The organism is Serratia sp. TSA_198.1 (assembly GCF_052686505.1).
Genome location: NZ_JBQZFP010000001.1, coordinates 981,373 through 996,113 on the forward strand (window position 1 = coordinate 981,373; position 14,741 = coordinate 996,113).

General features: G+C 57.9%; 14 protein-coding genes. 9 read left to right on the plus strand and 5 right to left on the minus strand.

Annotated elements, in window-relative coordinates; translation table 11 throughout:
* Window positions 1-18 precede the first annotated feature (18 nt).
* The gene (locus ACUTSW_RS04540; protein WP_445583805.1) at window positions 19-1,176 is read right to left on the minus strand and encodes a serine hydrolase domain-containing protein; all 1,158 of its coding nucleotides are present in this window, start codon (window positions 1,174-1,176) and stop codon (window positions 19-21) included.
* 102 nt (window positions 1,177-1,278) lie between these two features.
* Between ACUTSW_RS04540 and ACUTSW_RS04545 the strand changes: the two genes are divergently transcribed.
* Window positions 1,279-2,208: a LysR substrate-binding domain-containing protein gene (locus tag ACUTSW_RS04545; protein ID WP_445583806.1), complete on the plus strand. Its 930-nt coding sequence runs from the start codon at window positions 1,279-1,281 to the stop codon at window positions 2,206-2,208.
* A gap of 9 nt (window positions 2,209-2,217) precedes the next feature.
* Here the strand turns inward: ACUTSW_RS04545 and ampC are convergent, their stop codons facing one another.
* Window positions 2,218-3,354 carry a class C beta-lactamase gene (gene ampC / locus ACUTSW_RS04550; RefSeq protein ID WP_445583807.1) on the minus strand — a complete coding sequence of 379 codons (1,137 nt, stop codon included), beginning with the start codon at window positions 3,352-3,354 and terminating at the stop codon, window positions 2,218-2,220.
* Window positions 3,355-3,611: 257 nt separating this feature from the next.
* On the opposite strand from ampC, the gene ACUTSW_RS04555 reads away from it, so the two are divergent.
* Window positions 3,612-4,487 (plus strand): LysR substrate-binding domain-containing protein, encoded by an 876-nt coding sequence (locus ACUTSW_RS04555; RefSeq protein WP_445583808.1) that lies wholly within the window; start codon window positions 3,612-3,614, stop codon window positions 4,485-4,487.
* Here the strand turns inward: ACUTSW_RS04555 and ACUTSW_RS04560 are convergent.
* Window positions 4,484-5,515 carry a Mal regulon transcriptional regulator MalI gene (locus tag ACUTSW_RS04560; RefSeq protein ID WP_445583809.1) on the minus strand — a complete coding sequence of 344 codons (1,032 nt, stop codon included), beginning with the start codon at window positions 5,513-5,515 and terminating at the stop codon, window positions 4,484-4,486. The genes ACUTSW_RS04555 and ACUTSW_RS04560 overlap by 4 nt on opposite strands.
* A 260-nt stretch (window positions 5,516-5,775) precedes the next feature.
* Here ACUTSW_RS04560 and malX point away from each other — a divergent pair, with 260 nt between their 5' ends.
* Entirely contained in the window at window positions 5,776-7,395 is a 1,620-nt protein-coding gene (malX, locus tag ACUTSW_RS04565) for a maltose/glucose-specific PTS transporter subunit IIBC (protein ID WP_445583810.1), read from the plus strand.
* Window positions 7,388-8,569, plus strand: coding sequence for a MalY/PatB family protein (locus ACUTSW_RS04570; RefSeq protein WP_445583811.1), 1,182 nt, complete (start codon window positions 7,388-7,390; stop codon window positions 8,567-8,569). Before malX ends, ACUTSW_RS04570 begins: the two co-directional genes overlap by 8 nt.
* 95 nt (window positions 8,570-8,664) lie before the next feature.
* Here ACUTSW_RS04570 and ACUTSW_RS04575 read toward each other — a convergent pair whose 3' ends face one another.
* Entirely contained in the window at window positions 8,665-9,030 is a 366-nt protein-coding gene (locus tag ACUTSW_RS04575; protein ID WP_126482459.1) for an NUDIX hydrolase, read from the minus strand.
* Window positions 9,027-9,623 (minus strand): NUDIX domain-containing protein, encoded by a 597-nt coding sequence (locus ACUTSW_RS04580; RefSeq protein WP_445583812.1) that lies wholly within the window; start codon window positions 9,621-9,623, stop codon window positions 9,027-9,029. Before ACUTSW_RS04580 ends, ACUTSW_RS04575 begins: the two co-directional genes overlap by 4 nt.
* 101 nt (window positions 9,624-9,724) lie before the next feature.
* Between ACUTSW_RS04580 and ACUTSW_RS04585 the strand changes: the two genes are divergently transcribed.
* The 5 genes from ACUTSW_RS04585 to ACUTSW_RS04605 all read left to right on the plus strand — a co-directional run bounded on the left by ACUTSW_RS04585 (window position 9,725) and on the right by ACUTSW_RS04605 (window position 14,543).
* Complete coding sequence (locus ACUTSW_RS04585) at window positions 9,725-10,480, plus strand: DeoR/GlpR family DNA-binding transcription regulator (RefSeq protein ID WP_006324989.1); 756 nt, start codon at window positions 9,725-9,727, stop codon at window positions 10,478-10,480.
* Between the two features lie 568 nt (window positions 10,481-11,048).
* A complete protein-coding gene (locus ACUTSW_RS04590) occupies window positions 11,049-12,029 on the plus strand; it encodes a 6-phosphofructokinase (protein WP_062870699.1) in 981 nt (326 codons plus the stop codon).
* Window positions 12,030-12,039: 10 nt separating this feature from the next.
* Window positions 12,040-12,354: a PTS sugar transporter subunit IIB gene (locus tag ACUTSW_RS04595; RefSeq protein ID WP_037432810.1), complete on the plus strand. Its 315-nt coding sequence runs from the start codon at window positions 12,040-12,042 to the stop codon at window positions 12,352-12,354.
* Window positions 12,347-13,714 carry a PTS sugar transporter subunit IIC gene (locus ACUTSW_RS04600; RefSeq protein WP_004943944.1) on the plus strand — a complete coding sequence of 456 codons (1,368 nt, stop codon included), beginning with the start codon at window positions 12,347-12,349 and terminating at the stop codon, window positions 13,712-13,714. Before ACUTSW_RS04595 ends, ACUTSW_RS04600 begins: the two co-directional genes overlap by 8 nt.
* A complete protein-coding gene (locus tag ACUTSW_RS04605; protein WP_006324985.1) occupies window positions 13,701-14,543 on the plus strand; it encodes a class II fructose-bisphosphate aldolase in 843 nt (280 codons plus the stop codon). Before ACUTSW_RS04600 ends, ACUTSW_RS04605 begins: the two co-directional genes overlap by 14 nt.
* Window positions 14,544-14,741: the final 198 nt, after the last annotated feature.

The following is a 14,741-nucleotide window of genomic DNA, read 5'->3' on the forward strand; positions in this document are numbered from 1 at the left end:
CTGTACGGAGCCCCGGTTTTATGCCCCTATCCCGTACACCGCATCGCGGATCTGCTGCGGATACTGCCCACTCATGCCTTCAAACGCCGTGTTGGTCAACGCCACCACGCTTAACGCCGCCTGCGGATCGTAAAACCAGCTGTGACCATACACGCCGCCCCATTGCAGGGTGCCATTATGCTGCGGCGTGGCCGCCAGTTGCGCATCCGCAAGAACCGCGCCGCCGAAACCAAACCCCCATCCCGGCCCCTGAACCTCGGCTTCAGCCCCCACGTGCGGCTGACGCATCAGCGCCACGGTCTCGGGCTGCAAAATGCCGTCACCGCCAGTGCGCAGCGTCTCCACCAGCCGCAGTACGTCGTCGGCGTCACCGACCATGCCGGCCCCACCAGAGGCATAAGCCAACGGATCAAGCGCTCGTGATGGCGACAGTTCGATATCAAAACCAAAACCTTCCGGCAGCGTCAGACGCATCCCCTCTTGTATCGGCTCCGGCCTGGCGCTGGTATCGTGATAAGCGGTCGCCAGGTTGTCGGCATCGGTGGTGTAAAAACCGGTATTGCCCAGCCTCAACGGCTGTGCGACCCAGTGTTCGAACACCTGCGGCAACGGCTCGCCCGCCGCCTGTTCCAACACCGCGCCCAGCACGTCGATCGCCAGTGAATAATTAAATGCGCTGCCGGGTTCGGCCAGCAGCTCCGCCTGTGCTAACAAGCGCAAATTCTGCTCCAGCGTTAGCGACGACAACTCCATTCCATCTTGAATGCCCAACCGCTGATACGGGCCGTCCGCAGGCTGATTCAGGCGATAATCCAGCCCGGCGGTGTGGCTCAGCAGGTGACGAATTTTAATCTCCGGACGGCGACCGTCGGCCAACGCCGGGGTGAACCACGGCAGCCAGCGGCTTACCGCATCGTCCAGGCTCAACTTTTGTCGTTCGATCATGCGCATCGCCGCCAGAGTGATATAAGGCTTGGACACCGACGACAGGCGGAACTGCGTTTCACGCCGCATTGGCCGTTGCAATTCACGGTCGGCATAACCGGCAGCCCCGGCATAAACCACTTCGCCCCGTTGCGCCACCAGCACCACGCTGCCCACCAGGCGCCCTTCGTCGATCGCCCTCTGGCTGACCACCTGCACTCTTTCTGCTAATGACTGATTCGCTGTCGACATGTTTTGTTGTTCTCTTTGAAGGAATAGAATCAGTCTATCCTGTCTATTATAAAATTAAATATCGGGTTACTTAACGAATCATTAAGCAGGAATTAGCAATCGATGAGTTCACTGTTACAGTTGCTGCCGTTCTTCGAAGCCGTCGCCCGGCTGGGCAGCTTTACCCAAGCGGCCAACCAGCTGGGCGTTACGCCACCGGCGGTGTCGCAAAACATTCAGGCGCTGGAAACGCGGCTGGGCGTCAGGCTATTCAACCGCACCAGTCGTTCGGTACGGCTGAGCGATGAAGGAAAGATTTTTTACCGGCGGGTGGCGCCGGCCATGAGCCAAATAGACGTGGCGGCGGACGATCTCCGCATCCTGCGCGGGCAACCTTCCGGCCTGCTGCGCATTACCTTGCCGCAACTGGCCGCGTCCCTGCTGGTGATGCCTTATCTGGAAGAGTTTCAGGCACGTTACCCCGAAGTACAGCTTGAGCTGTTTACCGACGACCATTTTTCCGATCTGGTGCTCGGCAGCTTCGATGCCGGCATCCGTATGCGCGCGATGTTGCAGAAAGACATGATTGCGGTGCCGATCGATAACGGCCAACGGCGAGTGGTGATCGCCTCTCCCGGCTATCTGACGCAGCGCGGCGTACCGCTTACGCCGGCGGCACTGAGCGAGCATAATTGCCTGCGCTACCGTTTCCCCGGCAGCGGCAAATTTGAGCCCTGGTATTTCAGGCAGAATGACGGGCACCTGACGCTGGAGGTCGGCGGCAGCCTGATTTTCAATGAGGATCGGCTGATAAAAGACGCCGCGCTGGCGGGGCTAGGCATGACCCAGCGCTTTCGCGGTACGGTGCTGCGCGAGCTGGAAAGCGGGCAACTGGTGGAGGTATTGGCGGATTACGCCGGCGATTCGCCCGGTTTTTTCATCTATTTCCCTGCCAGCCGTCATATGCCGCTCAAACTGCGGGTGTTTATTGATTTTATGCGCGAGAAACAGCCGTTGCAGGATAGGCCCCAGAGCGCCATTGCGGCGCCCTGAGGCTGCGACTTAAGGTTTTTCCAACGCCTGTACGATGCGGTAAGTGGCCGCTACCCGATCGTCATTCGGGAACCATTTGTTGGCCAGCATCACCACGGCAATCTTTTGCTTGGGCAAAAACACCGCATAGGTAGAGAAGCCGCCGGTCGAGCCGGTTTTATTGAACCAGGCCGCGCCCTGTTCCCGTTGCGGCGGCGTAATGGCGGTGGCCGGGGTGCCGTTCATGATCATCCCGGCATTGTTGCCCTCCGTCAGGCGCGCCAGCGCCACCGGATAAGGGTAGCTTTCCCACATCAGATCCTGGGTGAATACCCCTGCCCGGTAATAGCCGGTATGGGTTTCGTCCAGCGCCTTGCGCCATTTATCCCCCACCTTCGCGACCTGCATATTGGCCTCGAGGTAGCGGATCAGATCCTGCGCATTGGATTTGACGCCGTAGGATTCGGCATCCAGCGGCCCCGGAGTGACCCGCACCGGTTGATCTTTTTTGTTGTAACCCTGGGCATAATTCGTCATTTGGCCGGTCGGCACGTTAATGTAGCTGTGCGTCAGCCCCAACGCCGGGAACAAGCGTTGTTCCATCGCCTGAGCAAAGGGTTGGTTCAGGCTTTTGGCCGTGATCATCCCCAGCATGCCGATACCCAGATTGGAATAAACGCGGGTGCTGCCCGCCGGTTGAGATGGCTGCCATTGCTTGTAATAGGCCATCAACTGCGCGTCGTTGGTCACCTCGTCCGGCACAAACAGCGGCAGCCCGGAAGTGTGAGTCGCCAGATTCAGCAGGCTGACATGATCAAACGCGCTGCCGCGCAGCTCCGGCAGGTAACGGCTGGCCGGCTCGGCGAACGACAGTTTGCCCTCATCGTTGGCATAGGCCGCCAACGTGGCGGTGAAGGTTTTGCTCAGCGAGCCGATTTCAAACAGCGTCTGGTTGGTGATGGGTTTGCCGGTCTGTTTGGACGCCACGCCATAATGATAAAACTGCTGTTTCCCCTCCACCGATACCGCGATCGCCATGCCCGGCACGCCATATTTCTGCATCAGCGGTTGAACGATGGCATCGATGTCGACTTTATCTGCGGCATGGCCTGCCGGTATCGCCAGTGCGGTCAGCAACGCCACCGCCAGCTTATGGATTCTCTTCATGATAACAAGCTCATTGTGTTGAAGGGCTGCCGCCAATAGATTTTTTTGTCAGTCGGCGTGACCCTATCCTTGAGTGATTATACCCGGCGAATTTCACGTTGCAGCCAACAACGCTGCGGTCTGAAAGGCATGGGTATCGATTATTCCTTGGCTCGCCGCAGGATAACTGCAACGAGTGCGCAAAATATCGGTGTTTATCCCTCACCTGACAAGCGATAATAATTTCACCTAGCCAAAAGGAAAACTTATAGGTTGTTATGCGTAACCGACTGCCGCTGAACGCACTGCGTGCTTTTGAATCTTCCGCCCGCCACCTTAACTTTACCCGCGCCGGGCTGGAACTGAGCGTGACCCAGGCCGCCGTCAGCCAGCAGGTGCGAATGCTGGAAGAACAGCTGGGCATTGTGCTGTTCAAGCGCCTGCCGCGCGGTCTGGATCTTACCGAAGAAGGCCAGGCGCTGCTGCCGGTGTTAACCGAATCCTTTGACCGCATCGAGTCGGTACTGCAGCAGTTTGAAGGCGGCCATTTTCATGAGGTACTGACGATTGCGGTGGTCGGTACCTTTGCAGTCGGCTGGCTGATGCCGCGGCTGGCGTCGTTCAGGGAGGCCCACCCGTTTATCGATCTGCGTATCTTGACCAACAACAATCTGGTTAACCTGTCGGCGGACGGCATGGATTTCGCCATTCGCTTCGGCGAGGGACTATGGCCCGCGACCTGCAATATCAAACTGTTTGACGCGCCGTTGACGGTGTTGTGCCCACCGGAGGTCGCCGTGCGGCTGCGTTCACCGGAAGATCTTAAAAACGAGCTGCTGATGCGCAGTTACCGCAAGGATGAATGGGAACGCTGGTTTGCCGCCGCGCAGATCGCCCCCTGGCGCATTAACGGCCCGGTGTTCGATGCGTCGCGATTGATGGTTGAGGGGGCGATAAACTGCGGCGGTGTGGCGTTGGCTCCCGCCAGTATGTTCGCCCGGGAATTGCAGGGCGGGCTGCTGGTGCGCCCCTTTGCCGCCGAAGCGAATCTGGGCGGCTATTGGCTGACCCGCCTGAAATCCCGCGCAATGACCCCGGCGATGAAAATCTTCGAAGGTTGGCTGCAACAGCAGGCCCGGCAAGAACAGGCTTAGGCCGAACCGCGCTTGATCAGTCGCGGCGGCAGCATGACGTTTTGCGCCGGCAGCCCGGCGTCGCCAATCCGCTGCAACAAGCGTGAAGCCGCGCTGCGCCCAACCTCCAATGCCGAGCTGGACACCAGGGTCAGCGGCGGCTCGGTCAGTTCGGCTTCAGGCACGTCGCCAAAGCCAATCAGCGCCACCTGTTGACCATAATAGGTGTCCACGCCTTCCGAACCTATGCTACGCCCGCTGCGCACAATGCCGAAATAAGCGCCCAACGCCACCGAAGCCTTGTGACACACCAGCGCGCTGATGTTCGGGTATTGGCGCAGCAGGTTTTCCGCCGCCTCCGCCGCCGCCCGCTGATGGCCATCGCATTCGACAATCCATTCGGAGCGAAAAGGCAGACCATACTGCACCAGCGTGGCGCAAAAGCCCCCCAGCCGTTCCGCGCGGGTCAGTGAGCTGCTCTGGCCGCCCAGATAGGCAATTTGGCTGTGGCCGCGTTTGATCAGGAATTCCGTGGCCATCTTGGCGGCCTGCATGTTGTCCGGGCGCACCACGTCGACGCCTTCCAGCCCGTTCGAACGCGCGGCGCACACCAGGGGAACGCCCTGCTCTGCGGCCTTCTCCTTCAGGCCCGCCGCCGAACGCATACCGCCCGCCAACACCATACCGTCGACACCGTGTTCCAGCAGCGTGTCAAAACAGCGCATCAGCCCTTTGCCGTCGCGGCCGCTCTGGGTGAGGAACAGCACTTTGCCGTGCGCCTCCAGCACCTCGCTCAGGCCCGCGGTCATTTCGGCATAAAAAGGGTCGCTGATATCGCGCAGGATCAGCCCTATCACGCCTGATTCACCGCCACGCAACGTCGCCGCCTGACGGTTGCGCACATAACCCAGCCGTTCGATCGCCTCATTGACCCGCGTCACTGTGATGCCCGAAATACGCCCCTTGCCGCTCAGCACCAGTGAAACGGTGGTGACGGAGACGCCAGCCTGCTGTGCGACATCGGTGATGGTGATCTTTTTGATGGTCATAACCCCTGCAAGCCCGATCCTGGGCATAGTGTGCAAACGCTGCAGCCTGAAAAAGCCATAGGGCCTGTCTCTGAAGCCATGGTATACCGAATCTCTTTGTTCGGTAAAACGTTTTACTGGCATAACCATTGTCACCGTAAAGTACCTGCCATAATTGTGATTAGCGGCGCATTTTTGCTAGGTAAAACGTTTTATCTTATTTTTACCTAACAGGGGCACACATCACTTTTGCACGTTTTTTTCGCCAGGAGCCGCCGGTCATGCCAGCATCTAAAAAACAAAAAATAACGCTCTGGGAGTTTTTCCAGAGCCTGGGCAAAACATTCATGCTGCCCGTCGCCTTGCTGTCTTTTTGCGGCATCATGCTGGGGATCGGCAGTTCGCTGAGCAGCCGCGATGTCATCACTTTGCTGCCTTTTATCGGCCACCCCGCCTTCCAGTTGCTGTTCACCTGGATGAGCAAGATAGGCTCTTTTGCCTTTAGCTTCTTGCCGGTGATGTTCGCCATCGCCATTCCGTTGGGCATGGCGCGTGAAAACAAAGGCGTCGCCGCGTTCTCCGGCTTTGTCGGCTTTGCCGTGCTGAACCTGGCCACCAATTTTTATCTGACCACGACCGGCATCCTGCCCACCACCGACCCGCTGGTGTTAAAAGCCAATAACATCCAGAACATCCTCGGTATCCAGTCAATCGACACCGGCATTTTGGGCGCGGTGATCGTCGGCATTATCGTTTATCTGCTGCATGAGCGTTTCAATACCATCCGTCTGCCGGATGCGCTGGCGTTCTTCGGCGGCACCCGCTTTGTGCCGATCGTCACCACCCTGGTGCTGGGCCTGTGCGGGCTGGTTATTCCGTTGATTTGGCCCTGGTTCGCTGCCGGCATCAACGGCCTCGGCTGGGTGATCAACGGCGCGGGCGCTTTTGGCCCGATGATTTTCGGCACCGGCGAACGCCTGCTGTTACCCTTCGGTTTGCACCATATTCTGGTGGCGCTGATCCGCTTTACCGAGGCGGGCGGCACGCTGGACGTTTGCGGCCACAGCGTCAGCGGCGCCCTGACCATTTTCCAGGCGCAGCTCTCCTGCCCAACCACCACCGGCTTTGCCGAAAGCGCTACCCGCTTCCTGTCGCAGGGCAAAATGCCGGCGTTCCTCGGCGGCCTGCCGGGTGCGGCGTTGGCGATGTATCACTGCGCCAGGCCGGAAAACCGACATAAAATTAAGGGCCTGCTGATCTCCGGCGTGGTGGCCTGCGTGGTCGGCGGCACCACCGAGCCGATCGAGTTCTTGTTCCTGTTCGTAGCGCCGTTCCTGTACTTCATCCACGCCATTCTGACCGGGCTGGGCTTCACCCTGATGGCGCTGCTGGGCGTGACCATCGGGAACACCGACGGCAATATCATCGATTTCGTGGTGTTCGGCATCCTGCACGGCACCGCCACCAAGTGGTATCTGGTGCCGATTGTCGCCGCCATCTGGTTTGCCGCCTACTACGCCATTTTCCGTTTCTCCATCCAGCGCTTTAACATCAAAACGCCGGGCCGCGAGAGCGACACCGCCGCCAGCCAAAGCGCGCCGGTGGGCGCGGTCGGTAAATCCGGTTATAACGTGCCGGCCATTTTGGCGGCGCTGGGCGGCAGCGAAAATATCGTTTCGCTGGATAACTGCATCACCCGCCTGCGCCTGTCGGTCAGCGACATGAGCCAGGTGGATGACGCGGCGCTGAAGGCCAACCGCGCCATTGGCGTAGTGCACCTCAATGACCATAATCTGCAAGTGGTGATCGGCCCGCAGGTACAATCGGTGAAAGATGAATTAGACTCACTGATAGCGGCATCGCAACCTGCTGCCGCCCTGCAGGGAGCGTCACATGTTTGATTTTTCTACTCCGATCGATCGGCACGGCACCTGGTGCACGCAGTGGGATTACATTGCCGACCGCTTTGGCAGCGATGACCTGCTGCCGTTCACCATCTCCGATATGGATTTCGCTACCGCCCCCTGCATTATCGAGGCGCTGCAACAGCGCCTGCAGCACGGCGTGCTGGGCTACAGCCGCTGGCAGCATGAGGATTTTCTCGGCGCGGTGCGCCACTGGTATCAGCAGCGCTTCAATACGGCGATCGACACCGGGATGGCGGTTTACGGTCCGTCGGTGATCTACATGGCAGCACAGATGATCCGCCTGTGGTCGGCGCCGGGGGAATTCGTGGTCACTCACACGCCGGCCTATGACGCCTTTTACAAGGTGATCCTCGGTAATCAGCGCCAACTGTTGGCCTGCCCGCTGCACAAGGACGGCGACCAATGGCTGTGCGATATGGCGCACCTGGAAGCGCTGCTGGCGCGGCCGCAAACCAAGATCCTGCTGTTGTGCAGCCCACACAACCCGACCGGCAAGGTGTGGAGCGTGGCGGAGTTGCAGCAGATGGCCGAGCTGTGCGAACGCCATGATGTACGGGTGATCAGCGATGAGATCCATATGGACATGGTGTGGGGCGAGAGGCGCCACACGCCATGGAGCCAGGTGGCGACCACACCCTGGGCCCTGCTGACTTCCGGCTCCAAAACCTTCAATATTCCGGCGCTGACCGGCGCTTACGGGTTTATCAGCGACGATGCCGCTCGCGACGCCTACACTCAACTGCTGAAAAGCCGCGACGGGCTGTCTTCACCGGCGGTGTTGGCGGTGGTGGCGCACATTGCCGCCTATCGCCACGGCGAGCCCTGGCTGGATGCACTGCGCGATTACCTGCAAGACAACCTGACCTACGTCGCCGAACGGCTGAACCAGGCGTTCCCGGCGCTCGGCTGGCAACCGCCGCAGGCCACCTATCTGGCCTGGATCGATCTGCGTCCTCTGGGCGTTGATGACAGCCAACTGCAACAGGTGCTGATCGACCGCGAGAAGGTCGCGATTATGCCGGGTTTCACTTACGGCGAAGAGGGCCGCGGCTTCCTGCGGCTGAACGTCGGTTGCCCACGCAGCAAGGTGGAAGCCGGCATGGATAAACTGATTAGCGGGCTGAGGTTTGTTCTGGGCGAGGTTTAGTCGACCGGCCTGGCACCGAGTATTGGCCAAGCCGTCACCGGCTACAGGCTGCACCCGCTATTGTGCCATTCAGGGCTAACCTGTTCGCCCTCTACTCATTTCGCCTGCGGGATATCGTCCAGGCGATAATAGACGTTCAACCCGCGCTCATTGGCCAGCCGCACGTCGTTATCCGCCCCCGCCGATGCGCCTTCAATGCGATAAATAGCCTGGCATTGGGCAATCAACCGATGAGCTACAGGATAGAGAAACGCCTCGCTTACCGCGTCCCCCAATTGGGTTGAACCGGCCGCCGCCGCCAACGGCAGCGCCAGCCATTCGCCAATCACCGGCACATGCCCGCGCTGATACACCTCAAGCGCCGCCTGCTCCAAATGGTGCAGGTTAGCGGCAATGCGCTGCGGATCGCCATCGGTACCGCTGCGGTACGGGCCGGCTATCAGAATCAATTGAGCACTCATTGGTTATTCTCCAGGGTACGGTTAAGCGCCACAAACTGCAGCAGCATAATGGTTTTGGCATCCACAATGGTTCCTTGCCGAATGGCGTGCAGAGCGTCCGCCAACGGCATCTCGATCACCTCGAGGTCTTCGCCTTCCGCCTCCACCCCGCCGCCGTCGCTCACCCGGCTGTCGGCATCATATTCCCCGACGAAGAAATGCAGTTTTTCGGTCACCGAACCGGGGCTCATATAGGCCTCAAACACCTTCTGCACGTTTTGCACCCGATAGCCGGTTTCCTCCTCCGCTTCGGCGCGAATGCGCTCCTCCGGCGAGGCATTGTCCAGCAAGCCGGCGGCGGCCTCTATCAGCATGCCGTCGTGGCCGTTGACGAACACCGGGAAGCGGAACTGGCGCGTCAGCACCACCTTTTGCACCTGCCGGTTAAACAGCAAAATGGTCGCGCCGTCGCCGCGATCGTAAGTTTCGCGGTTTTGCCGTTGCCATACGCCATCACGGCGCAAAAAATCAAAGGTGGTTTTTTTCAGCAGATACCAGTCGTCGGACAACACCCGGGTTTCAACGATACGAACCCGATCTTTGGTCGCAATCATGTTGGTCAACTCCACAACTCAGGAAAGGAACTGGATACTATCGTGCAGTTTCGTGTATGATCAAGATATTTCGTGCAGTGCAAATTTAACGGGACAACGCGATGCTCACCAGTCAGCGCAAAAAAATCATTCTGGAAAAACTGGCACAGGACGGACAGGTGCTGGCCAAACAGCTCAGCGAAATGTTCGGGCTGTCCGAAGACACCCTCCGCCGCGATCTGCGTGAGCTGGACAGCGAAGGGCTGCTGCAAAGGGTGCACGGCGGCGCGCTGCCGGTCTCCCCCGCCATCGGCACCTTTGCCGAAAGAAACGGGCAGGAATCGGCCGCCAAGCGCGCGATAGCCAAAGCCGCAGCGGCGATGATCATTCCAGGGCAAGTGGTGATCATCGATGGTGGCACCACCTCCGCCGAGCTGGTGAAACAGCTGCCGCCCACGCTGGAGGCAACTATCGTCACCCACAGCCCCAGCGTGGCAGTCGGGTTGGTTGAACACCCTAAGGTGGAGGTGATCCTGATCGGCGGGCGGTTGTATAAACACTCGATCGTCAGCGTGGGTGCCGCCGCGGTGGAAGCCATGTCGCACATCCGCGCCGACATTTACTTTATGGGCGTGACGGGCGTGCACCCGACCGCCGGGCTCAGCACCGGCGATCTCGAAGAGGCCTATATCAAGCGCGCGCTGGCGGCACGGGCGGCAGAAACCGTGGTGCTGGCCTCCGCCGCCAAGCTGAACGCCGCCTCACAATTTGCGATTGGCGACATCACGCTGGCGCAGACCATTATCGTCGAACGCGCGACCGACGCCGCGTTGATCGCCCCGCTGGAACAGGCCGGGGTCACGGTGGTGAGGGCCTGAGTGGCACGGCCAAATAAAAGACTTAATCAATGCGCGGTTATTAAATGGCTGCGTTTAATACCGCAACACCCCAAGCTTGGGACGGGTGGAGAGCATGCAGGTTAGCCGACCGTTGAGCGCATGGACGCGCGATACGAGCCTCCATGGATGGATTCACGGCGTGTCGGCGCTCTGCATGCTCCTCACCAGCAGCACTATTAGTGCGCAGCTATTTAATCCTGACCCCATATTGAGGGATATTAATTTTACGTATTCGTCTCACTGCCACAAAAAATGCGAGAGTAATCACATTTCATTAAACTGACCCCGGCCCAATCTGCTATTTTTCCCGCTTTATAAAAAAACCGCAGCAATCGGATGGCAACATATTGATTATCAATAAATAGTCACCTTTTCTCTTTTGTCTATCAAAAACAAAAACGAGATAAACCTCACAGAAAAATCACTCTCAATAGTGCTGTCAATCTCTTCGAAGGAAATATTTGTGATTGTTTTGTGATATCGCTTGCAAATTTTACCGATGCCAAAAATAACAATGACTGCAACGGAACGGGCTGGGAGCAGGCATATGAAAATCGGCGTGGTAATAAGCGGTGGCGATGTCACCGGTATCAACAACTTTATTTTTCAGGTCGCCAGGCTGGCGCAGGCAGATATCGTTCTGTTTAACGGCGGAATACCGGGCTTACTGGCTAATCAGCATCATTCCATCGCCAGACGCGATCTGGTCGATTTCTCTATTTCATCGATGCCCATTATCTCTTCTGGCCGAACGGCAAAGAAACTGGTCGCCAGTGAATATGAAGCTATCGGCAAGCAACTTAAAGCGCTGCACATTGACGTGCTTATTATGGCCGGCGGCGACGGCTCGCTGCAGTTTTTAAATACGCTCAGCGAGTTTGGCGTTAACTGTTTTGGCGTGGGCATGACCATCGACAATGACGTTTTTGGCAGCTACTACACCATCGGCTTTTCCACCGCCTGCGAGCAGGTGATAAAAGAAGTCTCCAAGCTGAGAAATACCGGGCGCGCCCTGCCGGGCCGCGTATTTATGATTGAGCTGCTGGGCGGTTACTGCGGGGAACTGACGCTGCAATCGGCGATAAAATCCAATGCGGACTTTGCCCTGATTCCAGAATGCCAACATCCCTTGAACGCATTGGCGGAAAAAATAACCCACCGGCTGGAGCGGCAAAACAGCGTTATCATTTTATGTTCTGAAGGATATACAAAAGAGTATTCGCCAGGCTTCCAGGGGGCGATCGACACCATGATTAAACAGCTGGAACCCAAGATTGGCGTACGTATTCGCAAAACCATCGTGGGGTACGGTCTGCGCAATGGCGATCCCACCTGCGAAGAAATTTATCAGGGAACCCTTATGGCCAGCGAAGTCGTGCGCTGTATTCATTCCGGAATGAAAAACAAGGCAATCATTATTAATGCCGGCAATCAACCTATTCCGATTGATTTAATCAGCATGCAAAAACGTTTGGTCGACACCGAAGGACACCATTACAAACTCGCCAGGCAGTTAAATATAATCTGAGGAGATGTCCATGCTTAAAATACTGTGTGTTTGCGGCTGCGGCCTCGGCTCCAGCTTTGCCATCGAAATGAGCGCAAAAGCGGTGCTGAAAAAATTAGAGATTGAAGCCGATATTGATCACACTACGATCTCTGAGGCCAGCGCCTTTAAATCAGATATTATTCTCACCCAAAAAACCTTCGCCGATATTTTAAATGCCGACGCCAGCGAAGAAGAAAAAAAACGGGTCATTGTTCTCCACCGGCTCACCGATAAAGCGGAAATCGAGCAAAAGATTGTGGCCTTTTTGAAAGAGCGCGACATGAAGGGCCCCCATCATGAGTAGCCTGATCGATTTTATCGTCAAAGATCTGCTTGGTCAGGCGTCGATCCTGATTGCCTTTATCGCCATGCTGGGGTTGTTGCTGCAGAAAAAATCCATCGGCAAAGTCGCCGAAGGCACGTTCAAAACGCTGTTGGGCTTTCTGATCATGATGGCGGGCATCAACATCATTGTCGGCGCCCTGACCTACCTGAACAGTATCTTCACCCACGGCTTCGGCATGACCGGTTACATCACCGATGTCGCCGCCATTGCCGGCCTGGCCAACCGCGAGCTGGGTTCTGAAGTGGCGATGACGCTGCTGGTGATTTTCGCCGTGAATATCATCATCGCCCGCATCACCCCGTTCAAATACATTTTCCTGACCGGGCAGGCGTTGTTGTGGATGGCTACCATCGGCGCGGTGATCGGCTATAAAGCCGGGTTGACCGGGATGCCGCTGATTTTGACCGGCGGGATCTTTGGCGGCGTGATGGCGGTGTTGATGCCGGCACTGGCGCAGCCGGTAGTGCGCAAAATCACCGGCTCAGACGAGGTGGCGCTGGGGCACTTCTGCACCATCGGTTATCTGGTGCAGGCGGCGGTCGCCAAGGTGGTCGGCAAAGGGTCGCGTTCCACCGAGGATCTGGAATTACCCGACAACTTCAAGTTTCTGCAAGACACCTATCTGTCGATGGCGGTGGTGATGATCCCGATGTACCTGATCCCCGCACTGGCGGCCGGGCCGCAGTTCATCGCCCAATACGCCGGCGGTATGAATTATCTGATGTACTCCTTTATGCAGGCCATTCAGTTCGTCGCCGGCGTGTTTATCCTCTACAGCGGCGTGCGTCTGTTGCTGAATGAGCTGGTGCCGGCGTTTCGCGGCATTGCCATGCGCATCGTGCCGGATGCCCGCCCGGCGCTGGATTGCCCGGTGTTGTTCCCCTATGCGCCCAATGCGGTGATTGTCGGCTTCCTGGCCACGACCCTGGGTTCCATCATCGGCATGATCGTTTTCCCGATGTTCGGTCTGGCGATGATCCTGCCCGGCCTGCTCACCAACTTCTTCGCCGGCGGCACCGCAGGCATTTTCGGTAACGCTCTTGGCGGACGACGCGGCGCGATGATCGGTGGCGTGGTTCACGGCCTGTTCATCACCTTCCTGCCGGCCATTCTGGTGCCGATGCTGGAAAGTTACGGTTTTGTCGGCGTGACCTTCAGCGATTCCGACGTCATCAGCAGCGGCCTGGTGATGGGGCATGCCTTCCAGGGCAACTGGCTGTTCATCGCCCTGTTTATTGTCTTCGTCACGCTGATTGCGTGGTTCGTTAACGGTAAATCAACCAAACACCCTGAGGGGAAAGTCCATGAAACTCTATAATTTCAACGAACTGTTATCCGTTGCCAAGGCCCGCGACTTCAAGGCGATAGGCTCATTCAATCTTCATTGCCTGGAGATGCTGCCGGCCTTTTTCAAGGCGGCAAAGGCCACCCACAGCCCGCTGATGATCCAGATCTCCACCGGTACCGCCGAGTACCTGGGCTACCGGCTGCTGGTTGATTCGGTGCGCTCGCTGGCGGCAAGCGAAGACGTGCCCACCTGTCTGCACCTGGATCACTGCTCGGACATCGCCTCGATCGAGACGGCGATTGATGCCGGTTTCAGTTCGGTGATGTATGACGGTTCGCACCTTGATATGGACGAGAATATCGCCAATACCCGCAAAGTGATCGACATTGCCCGCCAGCGTAACGTCTCGGTGGAGGCTGAACTGGGCGCCATCGGCGGTTCGGAAGACGGCAAGGCGGTCGCGGAAGAGGACATCTGTTTTACTGCCGTGGAAGACGCCAAGCGCTTTGTAGACGAAACCGGGGTCGATATGCTGGCCGTGTCGGTCGGCACCGTCCACGGGCTGTACACCGGCAAGGCGCATATCCAGCACCAGCGCCTGGCGGAAATCACCGCGGCCACCCATACCCCGCTGGTGTTGCACGGCGGCACCGGGGTCAGCGATGAAGACATGCGGCGCGCGGTGGCCGGCGGCATTGAAAAGGTCAACGTGGGCACCGAGATGAACGTGCAGTGGGTTGGGCGCTGCAAGCAGACGTTTGAAAAAGGCAAAGTGAACGACAGCGTGCGGAAATTCCTGATCCCGGCTAACAATGCCGTCACCGAGGTATTAACGGAAAAGATCGGTCTGTTTAAATAACGGTTGTCATTAGTTCTTAATATATACCCTGTGCATTTCAAGTCGCGGTCAAGCGGTTAACTCATCAGTCCCGGATCCCCCGCTATTGCAGGGGCGCGGCATGCTGCGCCTGCCTGAGTCGGGGCCGAATATATTCGCCCTTACAGGGGCCGATTGATACACCATGCCGCGGCGAGAAAGGCGCAGGGATAGACTGGA

Excerpts from the sequence above, each read along its gene's own strand:
- ACUTSW_RS04540 (WP_445583805.1), bottom strand. The coding sequence starts at position 1,176 with ATGTCGACAGCGAATCAGTCATTAGCAGAAAGAGTGCAGGTGGTCAGC.
- ACUTSW_RS04545 (WP_445583806.1), top strand. The coding sequence starts at position 1,279 with ATGAGTTCACTGTTACAGTTGCTGCCGTTCTTCGAAGCCGTCGCCCGG.
- ampC (WP_445583807.1), bottom strand. The coding sequence starts at position 3,354 with ATGAAGAGAATCCATAAGCTGGCGGTGGCGTTGCTGACCGCACTGGCG.
- ACUTSW_RS04555 (WP_445583808.1), top strand. The coding sequence starts at position 3,612 with ATGCGTAACCGACTGCCGCTGAACGCACTGCGTGCTTTTGAATCTTCC.
- ACUTSW_RS04560 (WP_445583809.1), bottom strand. The coding sequence starts at position 5,515 with ATGACCATCAAAAAGATCACCATCACCGATGTCGCACAGCAGGCTGGC.
- malX (WP_445583810.1), top strand. The coding sequence starts at position 5,776 with ATGCCAGCATCTAAAAAACAAAAAATAACGCTCTGGGAGTTTTTCCAG.
- ACUTSW_RS04570 (WP_445583811.1), top strand. The coding sequence starts at position 7,388 with ATGTTTGATTTTTCTACTCCGATCGATCGGCACGGCACCTGGTGCACG.
- ACUTSW_RS04575 (WP_126482459.1), bottom strand. The coding sequence starts at position 9,030 with ATGAGTGCTCAATTGATTCTGATAGCCGGCCCGTACCGCAGCGGTACC.
- ACUTSW_RS04580 (WP_445583812.1), bottom strand. The coding sequence starts at position 9,623 with ATGATTGCGACCAAAGATCGGGTTCGTATCGTTGAAACCCGGGTGTTG.
- ACUTSW_RS04585 (WP_006324989.1), top strand. The coding sequence starts at position 9,725 with ATGCTCACCAGTCAGCGCAAAAAAATCATTCTGGAAAAACTGGCACAG.
- ACUTSW_RS04590 (WP_062870699.1), top strand. The coding sequence starts at position 11,049 with ATGAAAATCGGCGTGGTAATAAGCGGTGGCGATGTCACCGGTATCAAC.
- ACUTSW_RS04595 (WP_037432810.1), top strand. The coding sequence starts at position 12,040 with ATGCTTAAAATACTGTGTGTTTGCGGCTGCGGCCTCGGCTCCAGCTTT.
- ACUTSW_RS04600 (WP_004943944.1), top strand. The coding sequence starts at position 12,347 with ATGAGTAGCCTGATCGATTTTATCGTCAAAGATCTGCTTGGTCAGGCG.
- ACUTSW_RS04605 (WP_006324985.1), top strand. The coding sequence starts at position 13,701 with ATGAAACTCTATAATTTCAACGAACTGTTATCCGTTGCCAAGGCCCGC.